At 68.8% G+C, this 18,948-nt stretch carries 16 protein-coding genes; 9 read left to right on the plus strand and 7 right to left on the minus strand.

Annotation, left to right across the window (positions count from 1 at the left end):
• Positions 1-93 precede the first annotated feature (93 nt).
• The 3 genes from AC1HC7_RS03140 to AC1HC7_RS03150 all read right to left on the minus strand — a co-directional run bounded on the left by AC1HC7_RS03140 (position 94) and on the right by AC1HC7_RS03150 (position 2,982).
• Positions 94-1,032, minus strand: coding sequence for a glycosyltransferase family 2 protein (locus tag AC1HC7_RS03140; protein ID WP_479498656.1), 939 nt, complete (start codon positions 1,030-1,032; stop codon positions 94-96).
• Positions 1,033-1,128: 96 nt separating this feature from the next.
• On the minus strand, positions 1,129-2,037 hold the full coding sequence (locus AC1HC7_RS03145; RefSeq protein WP_479498657.1) for an FkbM family methyltransferase: 909 nt from the start codon (positions 2,035-2,037) through the stop codon (positions 1,129-1,131).
• Between the two features lie 150 nt (positions 2,038-2,187).
• The gene (locus AC1HC7_RS03150) at positions 2,188-2,982 is read right to left on the minus strand and encodes a WecB/TagA/CpsF family glycosyltransferase (protein WP_479498658.1); all 795 of its coding nucleotides are present in this window, start codon (positions 2,980-2,982) and stop codon (positions 2,188-2,190) included.
• Between the two features lie 500 nt (positions 2,983-3,482).
• Between AC1HC7_RS03150 and AC1HC7_RS03155 the strand changes: the two genes are divergently transcribed.
• A complete protein-coding gene (locus AC1HC7_RS03155) occupies positions 3,483-4,208 on the plus strand; it encodes a nucleotide-binding protein (protein WP_479498659.1) in 726 nt (241 codons plus the stop codon).
• Between the two features lie 10 nt (positions 4,209-4,218).
• On the plus strand, positions 4,219-4,755 hold the full coding sequence (locus AC1HC7_RS03160; RefSeq protein WP_479498660.1) for a hypothetical protein: 537 nt from the start codon (positions 4,219-4,221) through the stop codon (positions 4,753-4,755).
• Between the two features lie 22 nt (positions 4,756-4,777).
• Here the strand turns inward: AC1HC7_RS03160 and AC1HC7_RS03165 are convergent, their stop codons facing one another.
• Complete coding sequence (locus tag AC1HC7_RS03165; protein ID WP_479498661.1) at positions 4,778-5,245, minus strand: YbaK/EbsC family protein; 468 nt, start codon at positions 5,243-5,245, stop codon at positions 4,778-4,780.
• 89 nt (positions 5,246-5,334) lie between these two features.
• On the opposite strand from AC1HC7_RS03165, the gene AC1HC7_RS03170 reads away from it, so the two are divergent.
• The 4 genes from AC1HC7_RS03170 to AC1HC7_RS03185 all read left to right on the plus strand — a co-directional run bounded on the left by AC1HC7_RS03170 (position 5,335) and on the right by AC1HC7_RS03185 (position 10,192).
• Positions 5,335-6,006: a GntR family transcriptional regulator gene (locus AC1HC7_RS03170; RefSeq protein ID WP_479498662.1), complete on the plus strand. Its 672-nt coding sequence runs from the start codon at positions 5,335-5,337 to the stop codon at positions 6,004-6,006.
• Between the two features lie 734 nt (positions 6,007-6,740).
• Positions 6,741-7,856, plus strand: coding sequence for a replication initiator protein A (locus AC1HC7_RS03175; protein WP_479498663.1), 1,116 nt, complete (start codon positions 6,741-6,743; stop codon positions 7,854-7,856).
• Between the two features lie 189 nt (positions 7,857-8,045).
• Positions 8,046-9,224 (plus strand): glycosyltransferase family 4 protein, encoded by a 1,179-nt coding sequence (locus AC1HC7_RS03180; protein ID WP_479498664.1) that lies wholly within the window; start codon positions 8,046-8,048, stop codon positions 9,222-9,224.
• 41 nt (positions 9,225-9,265) lie between these two features.
• Positions 9,266-10,192 (plus strand): hypothetical protein, encoded by a 927-nt coding sequence (locus AC1HC7_RS03185; protein WP_479498665.1) that lies wholly within the window; start codon positions 9,266-9,268, stop codon positions 10,190-10,192.
• A gap of 53 nt (positions 10,193-10,245) precedes the next feature.
• Here AC1HC7_RS03185 and AC1HC7_RS03190 read toward each other — a convergent pair whose 3' ends face one another.
• Together AC1HC7_RS03190 and AC1HC7_RS03195 are read right to left on the minus strand one after the other, a co-directional pair.
• Positions 10,246-11,964 carry an O-antigen ligase family protein gene (locus AC1HC7_RS03190; RefSeq protein WP_479498666.1) on the minus strand — a complete coding sequence of 573 codons (1,719 nt, stop codon included), beginning with the start codon at positions 11,962-11,964 and terminating at the stop codon, positions 10,246-10,248.
• Positions 11,965-12,063: 99 nt separating this feature from the next.
• Positions 12,064-13,209, minus strand: a complete 1,146-nt coding sequence (locus AC1HC7_RS03195) for a glycosyltransferase family 2 protein (protein WP_479498667.1) — start codon at positions 13,207-13,209, stop codon at positions 12,064-12,066.
• 346 nt (positions 13,210-13,555) lie between these two features.
• Here AC1HC7_RS03195 and AC1HC7_RS03200 point away from each other — a divergent pair, with 346 nt between their 5' ends.
• Together AC1HC7_RS03200 and AC1HC7_RS03205 are read left to right on the plus strand one after the other, a co-directional pair.
• Positions 13,556-14,293 (plus strand): sulfotransferase family 2 domain-containing protein, encoded by a 738-nt coding sequence (locus AC1HC7_RS03200; RefSeq protein WP_479498668.1) that lies wholly within the window; start codon positions 13,556-13,558, stop codon positions 14,291-14,293.
• A 185-nt stretch (positions 14,294-14,478) separates the two neighbouring features.
• Positions 14,479-15,336, plus strand: coding sequence for a hypothetical protein (locus tag AC1HC7_RS03205; RefSeq protein WP_479498669.1), 858 nt, complete (start codon positions 14,479-14,481; stop codon positions 15,334-15,336).
• 18 nt (positions 15,337-15,354) lie between these two features.
• Here AC1HC7_RS03205 and fcl read toward each other — a convergent pair whose 3' ends face one another.
• Positions 15,355-16,368 (minus strand): GDP-L-fucose synthase, encoded by a 1,014-nt coding sequence (fcl, locus tag AC1HC7_RS03210; RefSeq protein ID WP_479498670.1) that lies wholly within the window; start codon positions 16,366-16,368, stop codon positions 15,355-15,357.
• Positions 16,369-16,691: 323 nt separating this feature from the next.
• Between fcl and AC1HC7_RS03215 the strand changes: the two genes are divergently transcribed.
• Positions 16,692-18,947, plus strand: coding sequence for a GumC family protein (locus AC1HC7_RS03215; RefSeq protein WP_479498671.1), 2,256 nt, complete (start codon positions 16,692-16,694; stop codon positions 18,945-18,947).
• Position 18,948: the final 1 nt, after the last annotated feature.

Below are 18,948 nucleotides of genomic sequence, written 5' to 3' on the forward strand. Positions count from 1 at the left end.
GCCTGAAATTTGCCTGAACAGGGGCATGGGCCGGGGGGCGAGGACGGGAACAAGGACGGGGCGCGCCCCCCTGCCCTTTCGCCGCGCGGATATTCAGGCCGGGGCGGTCCAGACCGAGGCCCGCGCCGCCTCGATCTCGGCGATCGCCCGGCGCTTGCCCACCAGCAGCGCGCGGCGCTGGTAGCGGCGGATGCTGGCGCGCAGCTCCGCGTCGTCATGCTGGGGCGCGCCCTTCATCCAGGCCGCGACATAGCCCCAGAGCATGGCCAGCCCGCCGATGACATAGGGCGGATGGGCCATGCGGAACGCGGCGGTGGCGGCGAAATACAGCGGGTCGCTGCCCATGTGGCGCTGGCCGTATCCGTGGCGCATGCGCCCGGTCAGCACGCCTTTCTGGCTCGACCCCATGGGGCGCAGATGTTCAAAGCGCAGCTCCGGGTCGTCCCAACTGCGCACGATCCAGCCGAGCTGGCGGGATTTGTGGCAGTCGATGGCGTCCCACATCACCTCATGCGCGAAGCCGCCGATCTCGCGAAAGCAGCGCACGCGGTAGAATTTGGTCATGCCCACCGACATTTCGTCGCCGCATTTCTCGCTGACCATCGCCCCCGAGGCGGCGCGGAAATACGGCTTGCCGCTGCAGCTGCCGAGGCGGGGTTCGGCGTTCATGCGCGCGATCAGGGTTTCGAAATAGCCCGGCGGCAGATCCAGATCCAGATCGAGCTTGCAGACGAAGCCGAAGGCGTCGAGATCGACCTGTTCGAGCCCGACGCAGAACGCCTCGATCACCCCGGGCCCCACGGCGCGATGGCCGCGATCGGGCTTGCGCGCCACCTTGATCCAGTCATGGCGCGCAGCGTAGTCCGCGAGGATGTCGGGCGTGGCGTCGGTGGAGCCGTCATCGACGATCACCCAGAGGTCCGGGAGAACGCTTTGCCCCGCGACGCTGTCGAGGGTGCGGCGCATATGGGCCGCCTCGTTCCGGCAGGGCGAGATGAGGACATAGGGCTCGCCGCCCTCCCCGTTGCGCATGTTTCGCATTCACTCGTCTTTCTCACGCAATTCCCGGCGCGGACCTGAATTTCGTTCGCCCCGGCGCCGCCGGCGCGCAGGCCCCATGGCCAGGCCTCAGATCGCGCCGAGGCGCTTTCCTACGGTTTCCGCCGCGCCGGGCGCCAAGGCGACATAATCATGGGCCTCCGCGGCGTCGGGGTGATCGATCGGAACCAGGTCCACCGACCACAGGCGTTTTGGCAGCGCATGAAGCTTGTATCCGCGATCCTGAAGAAACCGGAGCGACGCGGGCAGCCGGTCCGGCGGCGCCGGGGCGTTTTCTTCCAGAAGCACGGCCATCGGGGGGCGGGCGTCGAAGATTTCGGCGGCGCCGAGCAGCATGTCCGCCTCGAAGCCCTCCACGTCGATCTTCATGAAATCAATCGACTCCAGACCGATCTCCGCAGCGTAGTCGGACAGGCGGCGCACGGGCACCTCGACCGTCCCGGCGGCGGCGCGATGAGTCGGGGCGAGCGTGGCCGCGCCCGCGTTGCGTCCCGCGGGCAGAAAAAGCGGCAGGACGGACTCCTCCGACCCGAGGGCGATCGGATGCAGCGTGACCGGCGCCGCCGGATGGCGCGCGAGGGAGGCCTCCAGATAGGCCCCCATGCGCGGATTGGGTTCGAAGGCGTGCACCCGCCCGGTCGGCCCGACGCATTTTGCCAACAGCAGGCTGATCAGCCCCAGATTGGCGCCCACATCCAGCACCGTGTCCCCCGGCGACACGCAACGCTCGACGGCCCAGGACACCTTCCGGTCGAGATCGCCGACGAAGAACATCGCCCGCCCGATGTAGTCGTCAAGCGGCGCGAGGATTTCGCCGCCGGCGATATTCATCCAGACATTCGTCGCCGGCGGCGCCGCGAGCCTGTCGATCAAGGCCGAATTGGCGAAGGTCCCGCAGCCGGATTTCAGCGGATACAGGCGGGTCGCGGCGGCGACGGCGCGGCAGCGGAGGGGGGCGCGGGCGGCTCTGGGCGTCATGTCGGGAACTTCGCTGCCATGGGGTTTCGGATCTCCTGAGGCCTTGGATGAAGATCTGAAAACCTGACAAGCCGGGCCCGGCGATGTCCAGCGTCTTTCTCGTCCGCCGCCCTGGCCCGACCAGCGGGCGTTTTGCGATTGGCCGCGGCGCTACGCGTTCTGGGGTTCCTGCGCCGACGGCGTGCGGCGCACTCTGAGCGCGCGCCAGGCCAGCGCCGGCAGCAGCCCGGCGCATTTGAGGTAGCGCATCCCGAGCCGGCGCGGGTTGGTCGCGAGACGCCAGACCCATTCCAGCGTCAGGCGGCGGACCCAGGCCGGGGCGCGCCTTTGGGTTCCGGCGAGGAAATCGATCCCGGCGCCGATCGACACGAAACCGCAGCCGGGCAGGACTTCATGGGCGCGGGCGGCGAAAACCTCCTGCTTCGGGGCGCCGAGCGCGATGAAGCAGAGCTGGGCGCCGGATTTCGCAAGATCGGCGATGCAGACGCCGGCCTCGGGGCCATTGGGATCGAAATCGCCCGACGGCGCGCGCAGCAGCACGATCCGCAGCCCCGGATTGGCGTCGGTCAGGCGCGTGGCGGCGCGCGTCAGCGCCTTTTCGGTCGAGCCGATCAGCGCGACCGGCACGTTTCTGCGGGCGGCGAGCGCGCAGAGCGGCTCCAGCAATTCGCAGCCGGGAATGAGTTTGACCGGCCGGCGCGCCAGACGCGACAGCCAGACGATAGGGTTGCCGTCGGCGATGACGAAGCTGTGCGCGGCATAGGCGCGGCGAAAGACCGTGGACAGGCGAAGCTTGACCAGATGGTCGAGATTGAGCGTCGCCAGCGTGAAGCCGCATCGGTCGTCCAACCTGGTCTGGATGGTCTCGAACAGGCGCGCGCGTGTGGGGATGTTCACCCTGACGCGGCAGCTCGATTCAACCTCCAGGATGAATGCGTCGCTCATGAATGTCCCCAACCCAATACAGGCTTCTTGCATGGAGCGGAAAGCGGGCGAAAACGGCGAGCCCATTGGAAAAAGCGGTGCATTCGCCAACATGGCCAGCATCTACCTGATTACATTACTTAAAATACGCCGCAATAATGCCCGGCCCGGCTTGGGGTCCGAGTGAACGCCACGAATCGAAAATGCGGGAAACGCCAGAAACAGGGCGCGCCAACCCGATGCCCGCCTCGAACATTAACAAATCTACACCATGAAGCGAAAATGAAAAGCCCTAGATTTGGCGGATCGCCCATGCAACCCAGGAGTGTTTCTGCCGGTCGGCGCGGCGCCTGAGCGGCCTTGCCGGGCTGCGCAACCCTCAATAAATATTTTTGCAATTTTGTGGTTTTGCGGTTTGCATTTTTTCATGTCTTGATTTTTCCAAAATTGCGCTTTTCATAAAGCGGGTTTCGCGGTATTGTATTTTTGGCTTTTTGACATACCGCAACGGGAAATGCGTCATGCTGGTGGTAACGGCGATTCAATCGAAAGGCGGGGTCGGCAAGACCACCGCGCTGATGGGGCTGGCCTGCGCCGCCGCCGCGCGCGGGCAGCGGGTGGTGCTGATCGACACCGACCAGAACAAGCCTCTTGGCCGCTGGGAAGAGGCCGGGCGCGAAACCGGACACTGGTCGGATCTGGTCGCCACCCGCACCCATCTGTCCTTCGACGAACTGCAGGAATCGGTCACCCGGCTGGAGGACGAGGGCGCCGCCGACCTGGTGCTGATCGACACCAAGGGCGGGCGGTCGAATTTCCTGACCGCGCTGGCCCAGTTCGTCGACCTGATCATCGTGCCGTCGCGCCCGGTGAAGGTGGACGCGGACGAGGTCATGACCACCTTCCGCTGGTTCAAGGAGATCGAACGGGCAGGGGCCGACGTCGCGCCGGCGGTGCTGCTGTTCTCGGTGATGAAGCCGCCGTCGCAGCGCTCGGTGGACATGCTGGCGATGCGCGCGGCGCTGGCCCGGGCGCCGCATTTCGACGCCGAGATCCGCGAACTCGCCTCGATCGTCAACATGCAGAGCCGCGGGCTGCTGGGCGAGATCATCGCCCGGCTGCGCGCCGACGCCAATGCGCTGGCGCGGGGGCGGGCAGGGGCCTACCAGGGGGCGCTCGACATCATGTCCGGGCTCTATGACGAAGTGATCGCGCGCGCCGCGACCCGCGCGGCGCAGACAGCCTGAGGAGCCGGAGATGACCCGCAAGACCAGAACCATCATCACCGATTTCGGCGGCGAGCTGGAGGCGATGATCCAGGACAACCGGATGACCGCCGCCCCCGTTGCGCCGGCCCGCAAGCCCGGCGCGGCGACGCGGGCGCGCGCCGGCAAGGCGAAATCCGCGGCGAAACCCCTGGCGGCGGGGCAGGGGGCGGCAACGGGGGCGGCGCGAAAAAACCATTCGATCCGGGTGCCCTTCCATGATCCGGGGATGGTGGCGCAGGCGCGCGAACTGGCCGCGCAATACGGAATCCCGGAGGCCAGGGCGCTGGCCCCGCAGGTGAAGAAAGCCGCCGCCATCCTGCGCGAACGCCTGGAGGCCGGCGCGCTCGACGGGCTGGAGATCGGCCATGACCGGCGCAGGCCCATCGCCAGCGTGGCGACCTCGATTTCGCTGAGCGACGCGGATCTGGCGGCCATCCGCGCCAGGGTGGACCCGGCCGGGATCTATTCCAACGCCAAGGTGCTGGCCCTGACCTTTGCCCAGATCCTCGGCGAAAGCGCCGGCTAGGCGGGGTTCTGGCAAGCGGGGCTCAGGCGTTTTCGAAAAGCGTCGCGCCGGTCGCCCGCAGCAAGTCGCCGGGGCTGACGCAGAAAACCGCGTTGGGGGCGCCGGCCGCAGCCCAGACCGCGTCATGGCGCAGCAGGCGCGCATCCATCCAGGTTTCGGTCGGCGTCAGGTGGCCGATCGGGGACACGCCGCCGATGGCGAAACCGGTCTCGGTTCGGACCCGCCCGGGATCGGCGCGGATCAGGGATTCGCCGAACAGCGCCTTCGCCGCGCCCGGATCCATGTCATCGGCGCCGTTGATCAGCACCAGCCTGAGCCGCCCGGTGTCGGCGCCCGCAAAGATCATCGATTTCACGATCTGACTGACATTGCAGCCGCAGGCCGCGGCGGCCTCCGCCGCGGTCCGGGTGCTGCCGGGCATGCGCTGCACGGAGATCGCCAGCCCGGCTTCGATCGCGGCGCGCTCGACTCGCTTGACGCTTTTCGACATTTTTTGTATCCAATTTTTTGTTCGGGATACATAATGCGCGGCATTGCGGAGGAGTCAACCGAGCCGCCGCCCCGAAAGGAACCGCCGGAATGACCGACAGACCCGCCGGAGCCGGGACCAGAAACGGGGCCAGAGCCGCTGAAATCGCCGAGGCGCTGCGGGCCGAGATCATTTCCGGGGTCTTTCCGCCCGGCGGGCCGCTGCGCCAGGAACATCTGGCGCGGCGTTTCCGCTCCAGCCGCATGCCGGTGCGGGACAGTTTGCGGATTCTCGCGCAGGAGGGGCTGGTGGAGCTGCCGGCCAATCGCGGCGCGCATGTCGCCGGTCTGGATGCGGCGGGGTTCCGGGAAATCGTCGACATGCGCGCCGTGGCCGAACCGCTGGCCCTGAAACACGCGATTCCGGAACTCAGCGACCGGCAGATCGATCGGGCGGCCGCCATTCAGAAGACGGCCGAAGGGCAGGGGGCCGAGGGGTTCGGGGCGCGCAACAAGGCGTTTCACGATGCGCTCATCGCGCCTTGCGGCCGTCCTCGGCTGCTCGCCCATATCGCCGGTCTGCACGACCTGGCGGAACGCTACCTGCGCATCGCGGTGACCGAACTGGATTACGCCGGACGGTCCCATGCCGAGCATCGGGCGCTGCTGGGGGCGTGTCGGGCGCGCAATGTCGGGCTGGCCTGCAGTTTGCTCGAACGGCATGTGACGGAGGCCGGCGAGGCGATCATGGCGGCCTTCCTGAAGGGGAGGTCGGGCGCCTGACTTTTGGTTTGCCCCAGTTTGTCACTGACAAAGACCCGTTCTGGCACGAGATTTGCGACCATGCGAAGCCGTTCGAAGGGCATCCTGTGGTTTCGCGGCGGCTCGACCCATGTGCAGAAGGGCGCTGCCCGCATCGCTGTCATTGCGCGGCCTGGCGCATCGCTGTCATTGCGCTCGTTCATTGCAATTCCGTCCGGGGGGAGACTCTGATCCCGCCTTGCAGATGCGGATGAGTCCCGGATTTGGTCTGCATCTAAATATCCGATAATGAATCTTATGTATTATTTTTGTTTTGTTCGATCTGTCGGCCCGGGACAAAACGGGGTTCCCGGGCATTTGCGCGAAGAATTCGCCCATGGCGCCCGAGTCGTCAGCGGCGCGACCGGGGCTTTCTTCGCGAGTCTTTCCAAGGCTTTCGGGGCTGACCGGGGCTCTGGGTGTTAGATCGTGTTAAAGATAGTGTTAAGGGTTATCCACAGGCGGCTATCCAGTTGAAATACAATTATAAAATAGTGGATTTTGGGGCGAAGGCGATTCCAGAAGCACGTTCAGGCGATTCCAGAGGCACGATTCGGTGAATCCGAAACCACGATAATGAGGCTTGTGTAAATGAAACCACGAAACTACCCTCTGGCGTTACTGAAACCACGAAACCATCCTCCGGCGTCACTGAAACCACGATGCGCCGAGCGCCCGGGCGACGGCGGGACGGGGGAGAGGCGGAAGGCAGGCATATGAGCGCAGCGCAGATCGCTTCGGACGCCCGCGCGGTCCCCGGAATCAAGGCGGGGATCCATGCGGGCATCGGTTCGGGGGTCAGTTCGGGGGATGGCGGCGCGCATCGCCCGCCGCTGCTGCCCGACCGCCACCCCACCGCGGATTTCTTCATCTGCGACGTGCTAGACGCCATTCCCAAGGATGACATGGCGTCGATGGAACACCCGATCTTCTCGCTCTCCACCCGCCCCGACCGGCGCATCCTGCGCTACGAGAACGGCGGCGTCATGGTGGAGATCACCCCCTCGATGAAGGGCCTGGCGACGATCCATGACAAGGACGTGATGATCTACTGCATCTCGCAGCTGATCGCCAAGATCAACGCCGGGGAATCGCCCTCCCAGATTCTGCACCTGAAGGCCCATGACCTGCTGGTGGCCACCAATCGCGAGACCTCGGGCAACGGCTACCGGCGGCTGCGCGAGGCGTTCGAGCGGCTCACCGGCACCCGCATCGTCACCAACATCGTCACCGGCGGCGAGGAGACCACCCGCGGCTTCGGGCTGATCGACAGCTGGGAGATCATCAGAAAAACCCGCGACGGGCGCATGGTCAACGTGACGGTGAAGCTGTCGGACTGGATGTATCGGGCGATCATGGCGAAATCGGTGCTGACGCTGCACCGGGACTATTTCCGCCTGCGCCGACCGCTGGAGCGGCGGGTCTACGAGATCGCGCGCAAGCATTGCGGACATCAGCTGGAATGGAAGATCTCCCTCGACCTGTTGCTGAAGAAATGCGGCTCCACCAGCCCGCGCCGGGTGTTCAAGAAGATGATCAAGGAGCTGATCGAGCATGATCACCTGCCCGATTACACCGTCGGGCTGGAAGACGAGATGGTGCTGTTCCGATCCCGCGAGCGGCTGGCGGAGATGCAGGACACGCGGTTTCCCCAGCTTGACCCGGACATCTACAACGACGCGCGCATCGTGGCGCCGGGCTATGATCCGCATTTCCTTGAACGCGAATGGCAGAGCATGTGGCTCGACAGCGGCTGTCCGCAGCTGCATGACGCGGACAAGGCGTTTCTGGCGTTTTGCCGGCGTCGCGCGGAACGCGCGCCCTTGGGATAGCTGCGGAACGCGCGCCCTTGGGATAGCTGCGGAACGCGCGCCCTTGGGATAGCCGCGGAACGCGCGCCCTTGGGATAGCCGCGGAACGCGCGCCCTTGGGATAGCCGCGGAACGCGCGCCGACAGGATAACGTCGCGCCGGGGCGGGGCGATGGCGAGCGCGGCGGGGTTAGGGTCAAGACTCAAAAGAATGGATTGCGAGCGGATGGGCCGGGTCGAGCAGGGTCTGACTGAAAACACCCCGCCGGGGGCGCGCCGGGCGCGGCCTCGCATCCGTTTCGTCACCCGCAAATGGCCGCCGGCGCTTGGCGGCATGGAGACCTATTCCCTGCGGTTGTCCGAGGCGCTCGCCGTTTGCGCCGATGTGGAGACCATCGCCCTGCCCGGGCGCGAAAGCGGCGCGCCGCCCCGCGCGGGCGCGCTGATCGGCTGGGGGCTGAAGACCGCCTGGCGACTGGTCTGGGCGCGGGCGCCGGTCGACGCGACCCTTGTGGGGGACATGGCGAGCTGGCCGCTGGCGCTGGCCGCCGGGCGCCGCGGCGGCGCGCTGGCGCTGGCCGCCCATGGCACCGATGTGGCCTATCCGCTGCGCGGGGGTCTGCGGGGGCGCGCCTACGGGGCGTGGCTGCGGTTCGGGGCGCGGATGCTGCGCGGTCGGGCGGTGGTGATCGCCAATTCACAGGCCACCGCCGACCTGGCGCGCGCGCATGGTTTCGCCCGGGCGCCGGTGGTGGCGCTGGCCACCGACATGCGCCCCCCCGAGCCGCGCCCCGACATGAATGCCGGGACCCTGCTGTTCGCAGGGCGGCTGACGCCGCGCAAGGGCTGCGCCTGGTTCATTCGCGAGGCGCTCGACCAATTGCCGGGGGCGATCCGGCTGCGGGTGGCGGGCTCGGTCTGGGACGCCGACGAGCGCGCGGCGCTGGATCATCCGCGCGTGGACTGGCTGGGGGCGCTGGATCAGGCGCGGCTGGCGCGGGAATACGCCGCCGCCCTGGCGGTGATCATCCCCAATATCGACGTGCCCAGCCACGAAATCGAGGGCTTTGGCCTGGTTGCCGCCGAGGCCGCCGCCGCCGGCGGGCTGCCGCTGGCGGCGCGCCATTCCGGGCTGCGCGAAGCGGTGGTCGATGGGGTCACCGGATTCCTGCTGCCCCCGGGCGACGCGGCCGCCTGGGCGGTGCGGATCGCCGCGATCGCCGCCTGGCCGCCGGAGACCCGCGCCGGTTTTCTGGCCCGCGGCGGCGCGGCGGCGCGGGCGCGGTTCAGCTGGGACCGGGTGGCGCGCGAGACCCTTGCGGCGCTGGGGCTGGAATGCGCCGTCGAGGCGGGCGCCGCGCCCGGCGATGGCCGGGGGGCCGTGCCATGACGCGGCCCGGCGGGGATGCGCCGCCCGGGCCGGACCCGGGCTTGCCCCCGACCCCCGGCCCCGAGGCGATCCCTCCATGGCTGGCCCGCGCGCAGGCGGCGCGCGCGGCGCTGGCGCGCTGGCGTCGGCCGCTCGGCGTCATCGCCCTGCTGGGCTTCATCGGCGGGATCTGGCTGTCGGCACGGTCGATCGCGCTGACCCCGGAGGATATCGCGCCCGGGCCGGCGCTGGCGATTTTCCTTGTGCTGGGACCGCTTTACACGGTTTCGGGGGGGATTGGCCTGCAGCTCACCGGCTGGGCGATCGGGGTGCGCGTCGGTTTTCGCGACGCGCTCACCGCCACGGCGCTGGGAACCGCGTCCGAGGTGCTGCCGATCCCCGGCGGCGCGGTGATGCGCGGCGCGGCGCTGATGCGCGCCGGGGCCGCGCCCGGGCGCAGCGCCTGGGCGGTGGTGGTCACGGCGCTGCTGCTGCTGAGCCTGGCGACGGCGGGGGCGGGCGCGGCGCTGCTGCTGCGCAACGCCGGCGTCGAAAGCGGCGGGGGCGGGGGAAGCGCCGGCGCGGCGGCGCTTGGCGCGGCGCTGCTGGCGGCGGGGGGCGGCGGCGCCCTGGCGCTGGCGGTCTGGATCGCGCGGCGCGCCTCGCCGCTGGCGGCGCTGGCCTTCATGGCCCAGCGGGTGGTGACGCTGGGGCTGACGACGCTGGTGGCCTGGGCCGGGTTCGCGGCGCTGCGCACGCCGCTGTCGCCGCTGGAGGCGGTGTATTTCGCGGTCGCCGCCACGGTGGGCTCGGCGGCCTCGATCGCGCCCGCGGGGCTCGGCCTGTCCGAGGGGCTGGCGGCCGGGCTCGCCAGTCTGGTGGCGGTGTCGCCGGGAACCGCCTTTCTCGCCGCGGCGCTGGCCCGGGTGCTGGTGCTGGCGTCGAATGGCGCGATCGCGGGGCTGCTGCTGCGGCGGCGGCGCGGTTGACGCCTCCGCGCCCCCCCCCCCGGTGCTCCCCCCCCGTGCTCCCCTCCGCGCGTTCAGTCCTTCGGGTGCTTGCGCGCGTCGCGGGCCTGGCGCAGGGCGTCGCCGGCGCGGACCGGTCCGGCGCGGGGCGGCGTTGGCGGCGCGGGGGCGGGGTCAGGTTTCGCCGCGGGCTTCGGGGCGGTTTTTCGGGTGGGTTCGAGAGCGGCGCGAATTGACCCCGCGCGGGGTCCCGCCCGCCCGGGCGTCGCATTCGGGGCCGGGCCCCCCACATTCGACCCAGTGTCCGACCCGGTGTCCGATCCGGTGTCGATCCGGGCGGTGATCCGGGCGCGTCCGGCGCCCCTCGCGGGTTTTGCCCCGGGTTTTCCCGCGGCGGGTTCGGCCGCGCCCGAAGCCCCGATCGTCCAGACCCCGGCGCCGGTCATGAACATCAGCCAGCTGAGGCTTGAATCCCAGTAATGCACCGTGCCTCCGGCGATGATCAGCCCGCCGAGGCTGACCAGCATCCCGGCGCGATAGGCCGAGGCCTGCGGATCCGCGAGCCTGGCGCGCGCCATGCCGCGGATGATCAGCGCCACGGCCAGCATCAGCGGCACGCCCGCCACCAGCCCGTAGCGCATGGAGGTCAGCAGCCAGAAATTGTCGAGGCTGGCGCCCATCCATGTCGGGCGCTCCCAGTCATTCATGCCGATGCCGATGACCGGATGGCGCCACAGCTCGGCGCTGCCGTATTTCCAGATCAGGATGCGGTTGTAGGCGCTGGAGGTGGAGAAGGTCAGATAGGTCACCAGCACGTGGAACGGGCTGCGGTTGGACAGCAGGTCGATGAACAGATAGGCCGAGGCCGCCAGCGCCGCGAAGATCCGCCAGCGCGCCGGGTTGGGGCGCATGAGCATTTCCCAGGCGATGAACACGCATTGCGCGGTGAAGGCCAGCAGCGGTCCCGAGGACAGCGAGAAGAAGGTCGTCGCCAGCACCAGCCCGCTATAGACCATGCGCTGGCCGGTGGTCTTGCCGTGCCCCAGCGCGAACCAGGCCAGCCCCAGCGCCGAGGCGCACCAGGTGCCGTAGAGGATCGGGTGCGCGAACACCCCCTGCACCCGGTAGATGCCCATGCGTTCGCCGATATTGACGTCGCGATAGCTTTTGGCGATGCCGCGCAGGATCTCGATGACGATGGATTTGCCGGTGACCCCTTCCAGCACGGCGAGCGGCAATATGATCGCCAGCGCGACGAACACCGTGCGCACCACGACGGCGAAATCATCCTTGTTGCGGATGCTGACCCGGGCCAGCAGGTAGGAGCCGAAGAATTCCAGCAGGTAGAGCATCGCGGTCTCGAAACCCTCGCCGCCGTGATGCATCAGCAGCGCCAGCACCGACCACAGCGCCGAGAACCCCAGCAGCCAGTCGAAGGCCATGAGCTTGCCGGCCCGCCCGCCCAGCCAGAAGAACAGCAGCGGCGCGAAGGACAGCAGCAGCACCACGCGATAGGGAAACAGGAAAGACGGCCCCACCTTGATCAGCAGCGGCGTGAGCAGGCTGACGATGAAGATCACCGCCAGCATGGGCATGCCGCGGGTTCCGGGCGCGGGGGCCTTGGCCTTGGCCCGCCCGCCCGTCTTCTGCGCCGTCTGCCGACCCGTCTGGGGCCCCGGCTGCAGCCCCGAGCGGGCCGCGGCGGCGCGTGCGGGGATGGGCGCGGAGTCGGGCAGGGCGGCGCCGGCGGGGCGCGCGCGGCCATCATCGGCCTGCCTGCGCGTGAAGGTCATGCTGTCTCCCGTGTTCCCGGCATTGGCGCCGGGTCTCCCCGTCGTTTCGATGTTGCGTTCACTCAGTAGCCTGATTCAGGTTTCGATCCCATTGCCGCGTCAACGACCCCCGCCCCCCGGCCCCCGATCCCCGATCCGCGCCAGCGCCTGCGCGAAGCGATCGGCCAGGGTTTCGCGCGGCGCGGCGAACAGCCCGGCGATCTCGCGATAGGCGGCGCGCGCGCCGCGCAGCTGATCGCGCCCGTATGTCGAGCGCGCCGAGGCCAGCGCCGCCAGCATCTTCAGCCGCGCATAGCTGCGCATGCGGTCGCGCGCCGTGGCGGCCTCGGCCCCGGTCAGCCCCGCGTCATGGATGTGCTTGGCGATCACATAGGCGCGGTTGATGACGCTCTTGGCCCCCATGGCGTAGCCGTTGTCGCGCCGCCCCGGGTGCTTGTGATGGTGGATCCGCGCCTTGCGCGCCCCCACCAGCGCGCCCATGGGGGCCATGGCGAAGCTGGCGTCCACGTCCTCGCCGAGCGCGTAGCCCGAAAACGCCGCATCGAAGCCGAAGGCCCGGATGCAGTCGCTGCGGAACGACATGCGGAACCCGGTCATCAGCTCCACCGGCACCACGTCCTCGCGCGCCATCCAGTCGCGCAGCTCGGCGGGCATGCGCGCCACGGCCCGCGCCGTGATCAGCCCGCCCATGTAGAGGAACGGATGCAGCGCGGTCATGCGCTTTTCCAGCCGGTTGCGCAGGCGCATGCCCCGGCGTTCGCGCTTCTGGGCCGAGGTCATGGCGTAGGCGCTTTCGGGCAGCACCCCGGGGGGCGGGTCCGGCGCGTCCGAGGTGCAGACCCCGGCGATCAGCCGGTCGGCGTCGCGTTCGTAGACCTTCATGATTTCCGCCGAGACGCCGTCATGGAACAGCGAATCGTCGTCGGGAAAGATGGTGACGTCGGCGGTGACATGTTCGAGGCCGCGGTTGCGCTGGCGCGCCGAACTCGGTTCGGCATGTTCGACGATCACCTCGGTGGCGGCGGTTTCCCCCGCCTGCGTCGCCCGGGCCACCGCTTGAGCCACCGCCCGGGCCGCCGGGGCGTGGTCGTCGGAGCTGTCGATGACGATCAGTTTGCCGGGCAGGCGGGACTGGCCCAGGATCAGCGGAATCGACAGCGCCAGCGCCTCGGGGCGGTTGCGCGTGGCGATGACCACGTCGAAGCTGAGAGGGCGCGCCTGCGCGGCGCTGGCATCGGCGGTCATGGCGTCCTGGCCCTAAAAACTACGCGACTATGCGTTCGAACATGCCGGTCCGGTCCGGCTTCTGGATGAATGCCCGGCGCGAATCCCGCGCAGGGGTAGCCGATCGGCCCGGCCCGCGCCAGCCGTTTGCCGGGGCGCCGATCGGATTGGATCGGGGCCGGATCGGGGCGGCGTTGGCGGCATGGTCATCAAAAACTGTAACGAAATTCTGACGAGAACCGTGTATGGAACGGAATTGGCGGCGAAAGACCCCCCTGCCCGGCCTTGCGACGCCGTCGCGTTCGGGACCGTTGGCCAGGGTTTGAGGCGGGGTTGGGATCATGGGCGGAGACCGGAGCGCGTGGGCTTGAAGACCAATCTGAAAGCTGATCTCAAGACCGCGGCGCAAAGCGCGATCTACCTGTCGGGCGCCGCGCGCCGGGTGCGCGACTGGCACGCGGCGCATATGTTCTCCAGCGATCCCTACTGGCCGTTCAATCACCAGCACCGCGCGATCTTCATCCATGTGCCCAAGACCGGCAGCCAGGCCATCCAGCGGGCGCTGTTCGGCAAGGTCTACGGGCATCATCACCATTCCGCCGTGCAGTACCGCGCCGCCGATCCGGAAAAATTCGCCGCCTATTGCAAATTCGCCTTCCTGCGGCATCCGCTGGACCGGCTGGTGTCGGCCTTCGCCTATTACACCAGGAGCTCGCGCTACCCGCCGCATATCGCCTTCGCGCAGCGCCATTTCGCCGATCTGCCGGATTTCGCCCACTTCCTGAAGGCGCTGGCCAATCCGTGGTTCCGCGCCAAGCTGTTCACCGCCACGCATTTCCGCCCGCAGGCGGAATTCGTCGCCGACCACCGCGGCGTGGTGCTGGTGGACGATCTGTATCGTTTCGACGACATGGCGGCGGGGGTGGCCGCGCTCAGCCCTCGGTTCGAGGGCGCGGGCGAACTGGTCATGCACAACGCCTCCCAGCGCCGGAACGACTGGCGCGACTATTACGACGCGGCGGGCAAACGCCTGGCCGAACGGGTCTACGCCGCCGATTTCGAAATCTACGAGAGCATCCCGCCGGCGGCGGCCACCCTGGATTGATCGGGTCGCCCGTCAGGGGCCCGACGCGGGTCCCTGGACCCGCGATGGCGCGAAAACAGGCGCGCGGCGGCGGGTCTTCGGGGCAAGGGCGAAAGGCGCGATGAAAGGGGGGGCGCGGATCGTCGTTGCCACCCCGCCGGTTGCATGCGTTTATGTCCGGAACCGCACAGGCAGAGGCGATGAAGATGAGCCGCAGGCGCGCCGGATCAAGCCGCCCCCCGGGCCGCCCCCCGGCGCGGGCCGCGCGAAAGACCCCTGGCGAGCGGGCGCTCCGGGGGGCGATCCTGCTCGGCGCCGCGCTTGTCGTCGCGTATGGGCTCTGGCTGTCCCTGCCCGACCGGGGGCCGGGCTTCAGCAAGGCGCGGGTCGCGGCCAAGATCACCGGCAATGCGGAGGAGAACGGCAATTACCTGATCCGCTGGCTGTTCACCCTGCGCCGTCCGGAATTCATCCCCGATTTTCTGCTCGCCGGCGTGACCCTGGATGCGCTGGATCCCGCCATCCTGCACGTGACCGGCCCCGAGGGGCTCTATAACGCCATGAACCTCGCCGAGGGCTGGGAGACGATCCTGCTGGCCCCCGGCGAGTACGGCGATTTCTATTTCGAAAAAGCCGCCTGGGCGGCGCCGGGCCTGCGCCTGCGCTCCGAGGATCCCGACGATCCGGCGCGCTTTTCCAGTCTCAAGCTGAAGCGCCTGGAGCATCTGACGCTGGAGCGGGTCCGGATCGATTTCCGCCCCCGCCCGCAGGATCCGCGCTGGAGCAACGCGCTGTGGATCGTGTCCTCGCGGGATCTGCGGATCTCCGGCGTCGCGATCCGCGGCGTGCCGCCGCCGGTGGGGCGGGGGATCTATGTGACGCGCTCGCGCGATATCCGCATTCTCGACAACGACATCGCCCGTTTCCAGCGCGGGGTGCTGGCGCTCAACAGCAGCGGTCGGGTGGCGGGCAACCGGCTGGCGCAGATCAGCATGCGCGCCATCCAGGTGCGCAAGGGCAAGAACGGGGTGATGGTGATCGAAGACAACCGGATCGACCCGTAGCCCCCCTTCATCCCGCCCTCAGCCCGCTTCCGCCAGGAACGCCCGGTAGGCGTCGGCGATCCCCGCCTCCAGCCCCCGGGCCCGGTTCCAGCCCAGCCCGTGCAGCCGTGCGCAGTCGGTCAGCTTGCGCGGCGTGCCGTCGGGCCTGGTCGCGTCAAAGACCAGGTCGGCCCGATAGCCCACCACCCCGGCGATGGTCTCGGCCAGTTCGCGGATCGAGACCTCCGCGCCCGACCCGACATTGAGCGGCACATCCCCCGAATAGGTCTTCAGCAGGAAAACCAGCGCGTCGGCCAGATCGTCCACATGCAGGAATTCGCGCAGCGGCGTCCCCGACCCCCACAGCGTCACCGAGGGCGCGCCCGCGAGCTTGGCCTCGTGGAACTTGCGCAGCAGGGCGGGCAGCACATGCGAGCCCTCGGGGTCGTAATTGTCCCCCGGCCCATACAGGTTGGTCGGCTGGGCGGAGATGAAATCGGCGCCGTATTGCCGCCGGTAGGCCTGGCACAGCTTGATGCCGGCGATCTTGGCGATGGCGTACCATTCATTGGTCGGCTCAAGCGGCCCGGTCAGCAGGCTTTCCTCGACGATCGGCTGGGGCGCCAGCCGCGGATAGATGCAGGTCGATCCCAGGAACAGCAGCTTTTCGACGCCGCTTTGCCAGGCGGAATGGATCACGTTGGCCTCGATCACCAGGTTGTCGCGCAGGAATTCGGCCGGGCGGGTGTCGTTGGCGTGGATGCCGCCCACCTTCGCGGCGGCGAGCGCCACCGCATGGGGCCGGTTGGCGGCGAACCAGGCGGCGACCGCGCGCTGGTCGGTCAGATCCAGGACCTCGCGCCCGGCGGTGAGGATCTCGCAGCCCTCGCGCGCCAGCCGGCGGGTCACGGCGGCGCCGACCATGCCGCGATGCCCGGCGACGAACACCCGCTTGCCGGTCAGATCATAGGCGCCCGGCGGCGTCGGCGTTTCGGGGGCCGGATCGGGGGTCTGATCGGGGGTCTGATCGGGGTTTCGGGCTGACTCGGTCATGGCGCGGCCTCCGGCTGTTCGAACGCCCCCGACAAGCCACAGATGCCCCATGGGCGCAAGGCCGGGCGGTGGGTGCGCGGGGGGGCGCGGCGGGGGCGCGGCGGGGGCGAAAGCCCGCGAATGCGGCGAAATCCGCATGGTTTCGCCGTGAAAATGTTGCAATGCGCGTGCGCCTGCGCGTCTTCTCGCCGCGAAGTTGCGAAGATCGCCCGCGCCCCGTTGACGCCTCCCCCCAAAAGCCCATAGTCCTCGCAGGGTTTGCAGCGGGATTTTCCGCCGCGTCGCGCGTTGAGAGGCGCAAACCGGGATAAGGACTGCGGCTCTTGAACAGTTTCTCATCGGCATCGAAGCGCAGCGGATCGACGCAACGGGCGATCCCGGATCCCGGTCAGAACCCGGGGCAGCACGGGCCCTCGACGCTGCACGCCCTGCCCCAGCCGGGCGTCGGGCAGGGCGAGGACGAGGGCTTCGTCGATCCGCGCAAGCTGCTGCGCACGCTGTGGAACGCCAAATGGGCGATCGCGCTGATCGCCGCCGTGGTCGTCGGCCTGTCCGGCTGGTACGCCTTCACCGCCACCCCGAGCTACCGCGCCACCTCCACGGTGATGCTGGAGACCCGCGAAGAGCAGGTGGTGAACCTGGAATCGGTGATGTCGGGGCTGTCGGGGGACACCTCGGTGGTCAACACCGAGGTCGAGGTGCTGAAATCGCGCAACCTGATGGATCGCGTGGTCGCCGCGCTGGCTCTGGAGAACGACCCCGAATTCAACCCCGATCTGGTGGAGCCGTCATTCCTGGCGCCCTATGCGGCGCAGCTGCGCCGCCTGCTCGGCGCGACGGAGAAAGCCGGCGTCGAGGACCCCGATTTCCGCCGCCGCCAGACCGCCATCGACGAATTGCTGGACCGGCTGGCGGTGCAGAACGTGCCGCTGTCCTACGTGTTCACCATCCGCGTCGAAAGCCAGGGCGCGCAGAAATCCGCCGACATCGCCAACAAGATCGCCGAGCTTTACATCCTCGACCAGCTGGAGGCGAAATTCGCCGCCACCCGGCAGGCCACAAGCTGGCTGACCGAGCGGGTCGCGGCGCTGAAGACCGAGCTCGAGGACGCCGAGGCGGCGGTGAAGGATTATTCCGCCTCCGCCTCGCTGGTCTCCGAGGAGGCGCTGGAAGCCGCCAACCGCCAGATCAAGGATCTGCGCGAACGCCGCAAGGAGGCGATCAGCCGCGCCGCCGAGATCGCCGATCAGCTGGCGCTGCTGCGCGCCGAGGATCTGGACAGCCGGCGCATGGAGGTCGCGCGCGCGATCGGCGACCGGCGCATGGTCGGGCTGGCCGCCGATCTGGAGGCCCTGAAGGGCGCGAGCGGCGACGCGGTCGAGACCAGCCGCGCCGCGCTGATCAAGCGCTTTGACGCGCTCGCCGCCGCCGCCGCCGCGCGGCTGGCGCAGGAGGCCGCGCGGCTGACCACCCAGGCGGACGGCATCGCGGTTTCCATCGCCGAGCTGGAAAGAAGCGTCGCGGCGCAATCGAGCGATCTGGTGCAGCTGCGCCAGCTGCAGCGCGAGGCCGAGGCCAACCGCCTGCTCTACGAATATTTTCTCGGCCGGATGAAGGAAACCTCGGTCCAGCAGGGCATCCAGCAGGCCGACAGCCGGGTGCTGTCCCCGGCGATCGCGCCGATCTACCCGTATTTCCCGCGCAAGAGCCTGATCGTGGCCCTGGCCGGGATCGCCGGGCTGCTGCTGGGCGCGGCGCTGGTGCTGGTGTGGGAGCTGTTCAACACCGCCATCCGCGGGCCGGAGGAGCTGGAGGCCTCCACCGGGCTGAAGGTGATCGGGGTGATCCCCGACGCGCCGTCCAAGAAACGCGGCGCGGTGCTGGACTACATCGTCTCGCGCCCGGCCTCGGCGCTGTCCGAGGCGGTGCGCAACATGCGCACCTCGCTGCTGCTGTCCAATATCGACCGGCCGCCGCAGGTGATCATGGTCACGTCATCCGTGCCCGGCGAGGGCAAGACCACCACCACGCTGATGCTGGCCCAGAACAGCGCCATGCTGGGCAAGAAGGTGCTGGTGATCGAATGCGACCTGCGCCGCCGGGTGTTTCGCAGCTATTTCAACATCGCGCGCAAGGACGGGCTGCTGACCATCCTCGCGGGCGAGGCCCCGGCCGACGAGGTGATCCAGCACGACGAGAGCACCGGGCTCGACGTGATCGTGGCCCAGAAAAGTTCGACCAACGCCGCCGACGTCTTCGCCTCCGACCGCTTCGCCGCCTTCATCGAGGACATGCGCGAACGCTATGATTTCGTGTTCATCGACACCCCGCCGGTGCTGGCGGTGCCCGATGCGCGGGTGATCGCCGGGCGCGTCGACGCGGTGCTCTACGCGGTGCGCTGGAACGCCACCGGACGCGATCTGGTGCGCGCCGGGCTCGACCTGTTCGGGCAGGTCAACGTGCGGGTCACCGGGCTGGTGCTGACCCAGGCCAACCCGCGCCGCATCTCGCGCTACGGCTACACCGGCTACGGCTACGGCTACGGCACCAACGCGGCGCGCAAATACTACACCGACTGAA

This window comes from Oceanicella sp. (assembly GCF_056449545.1).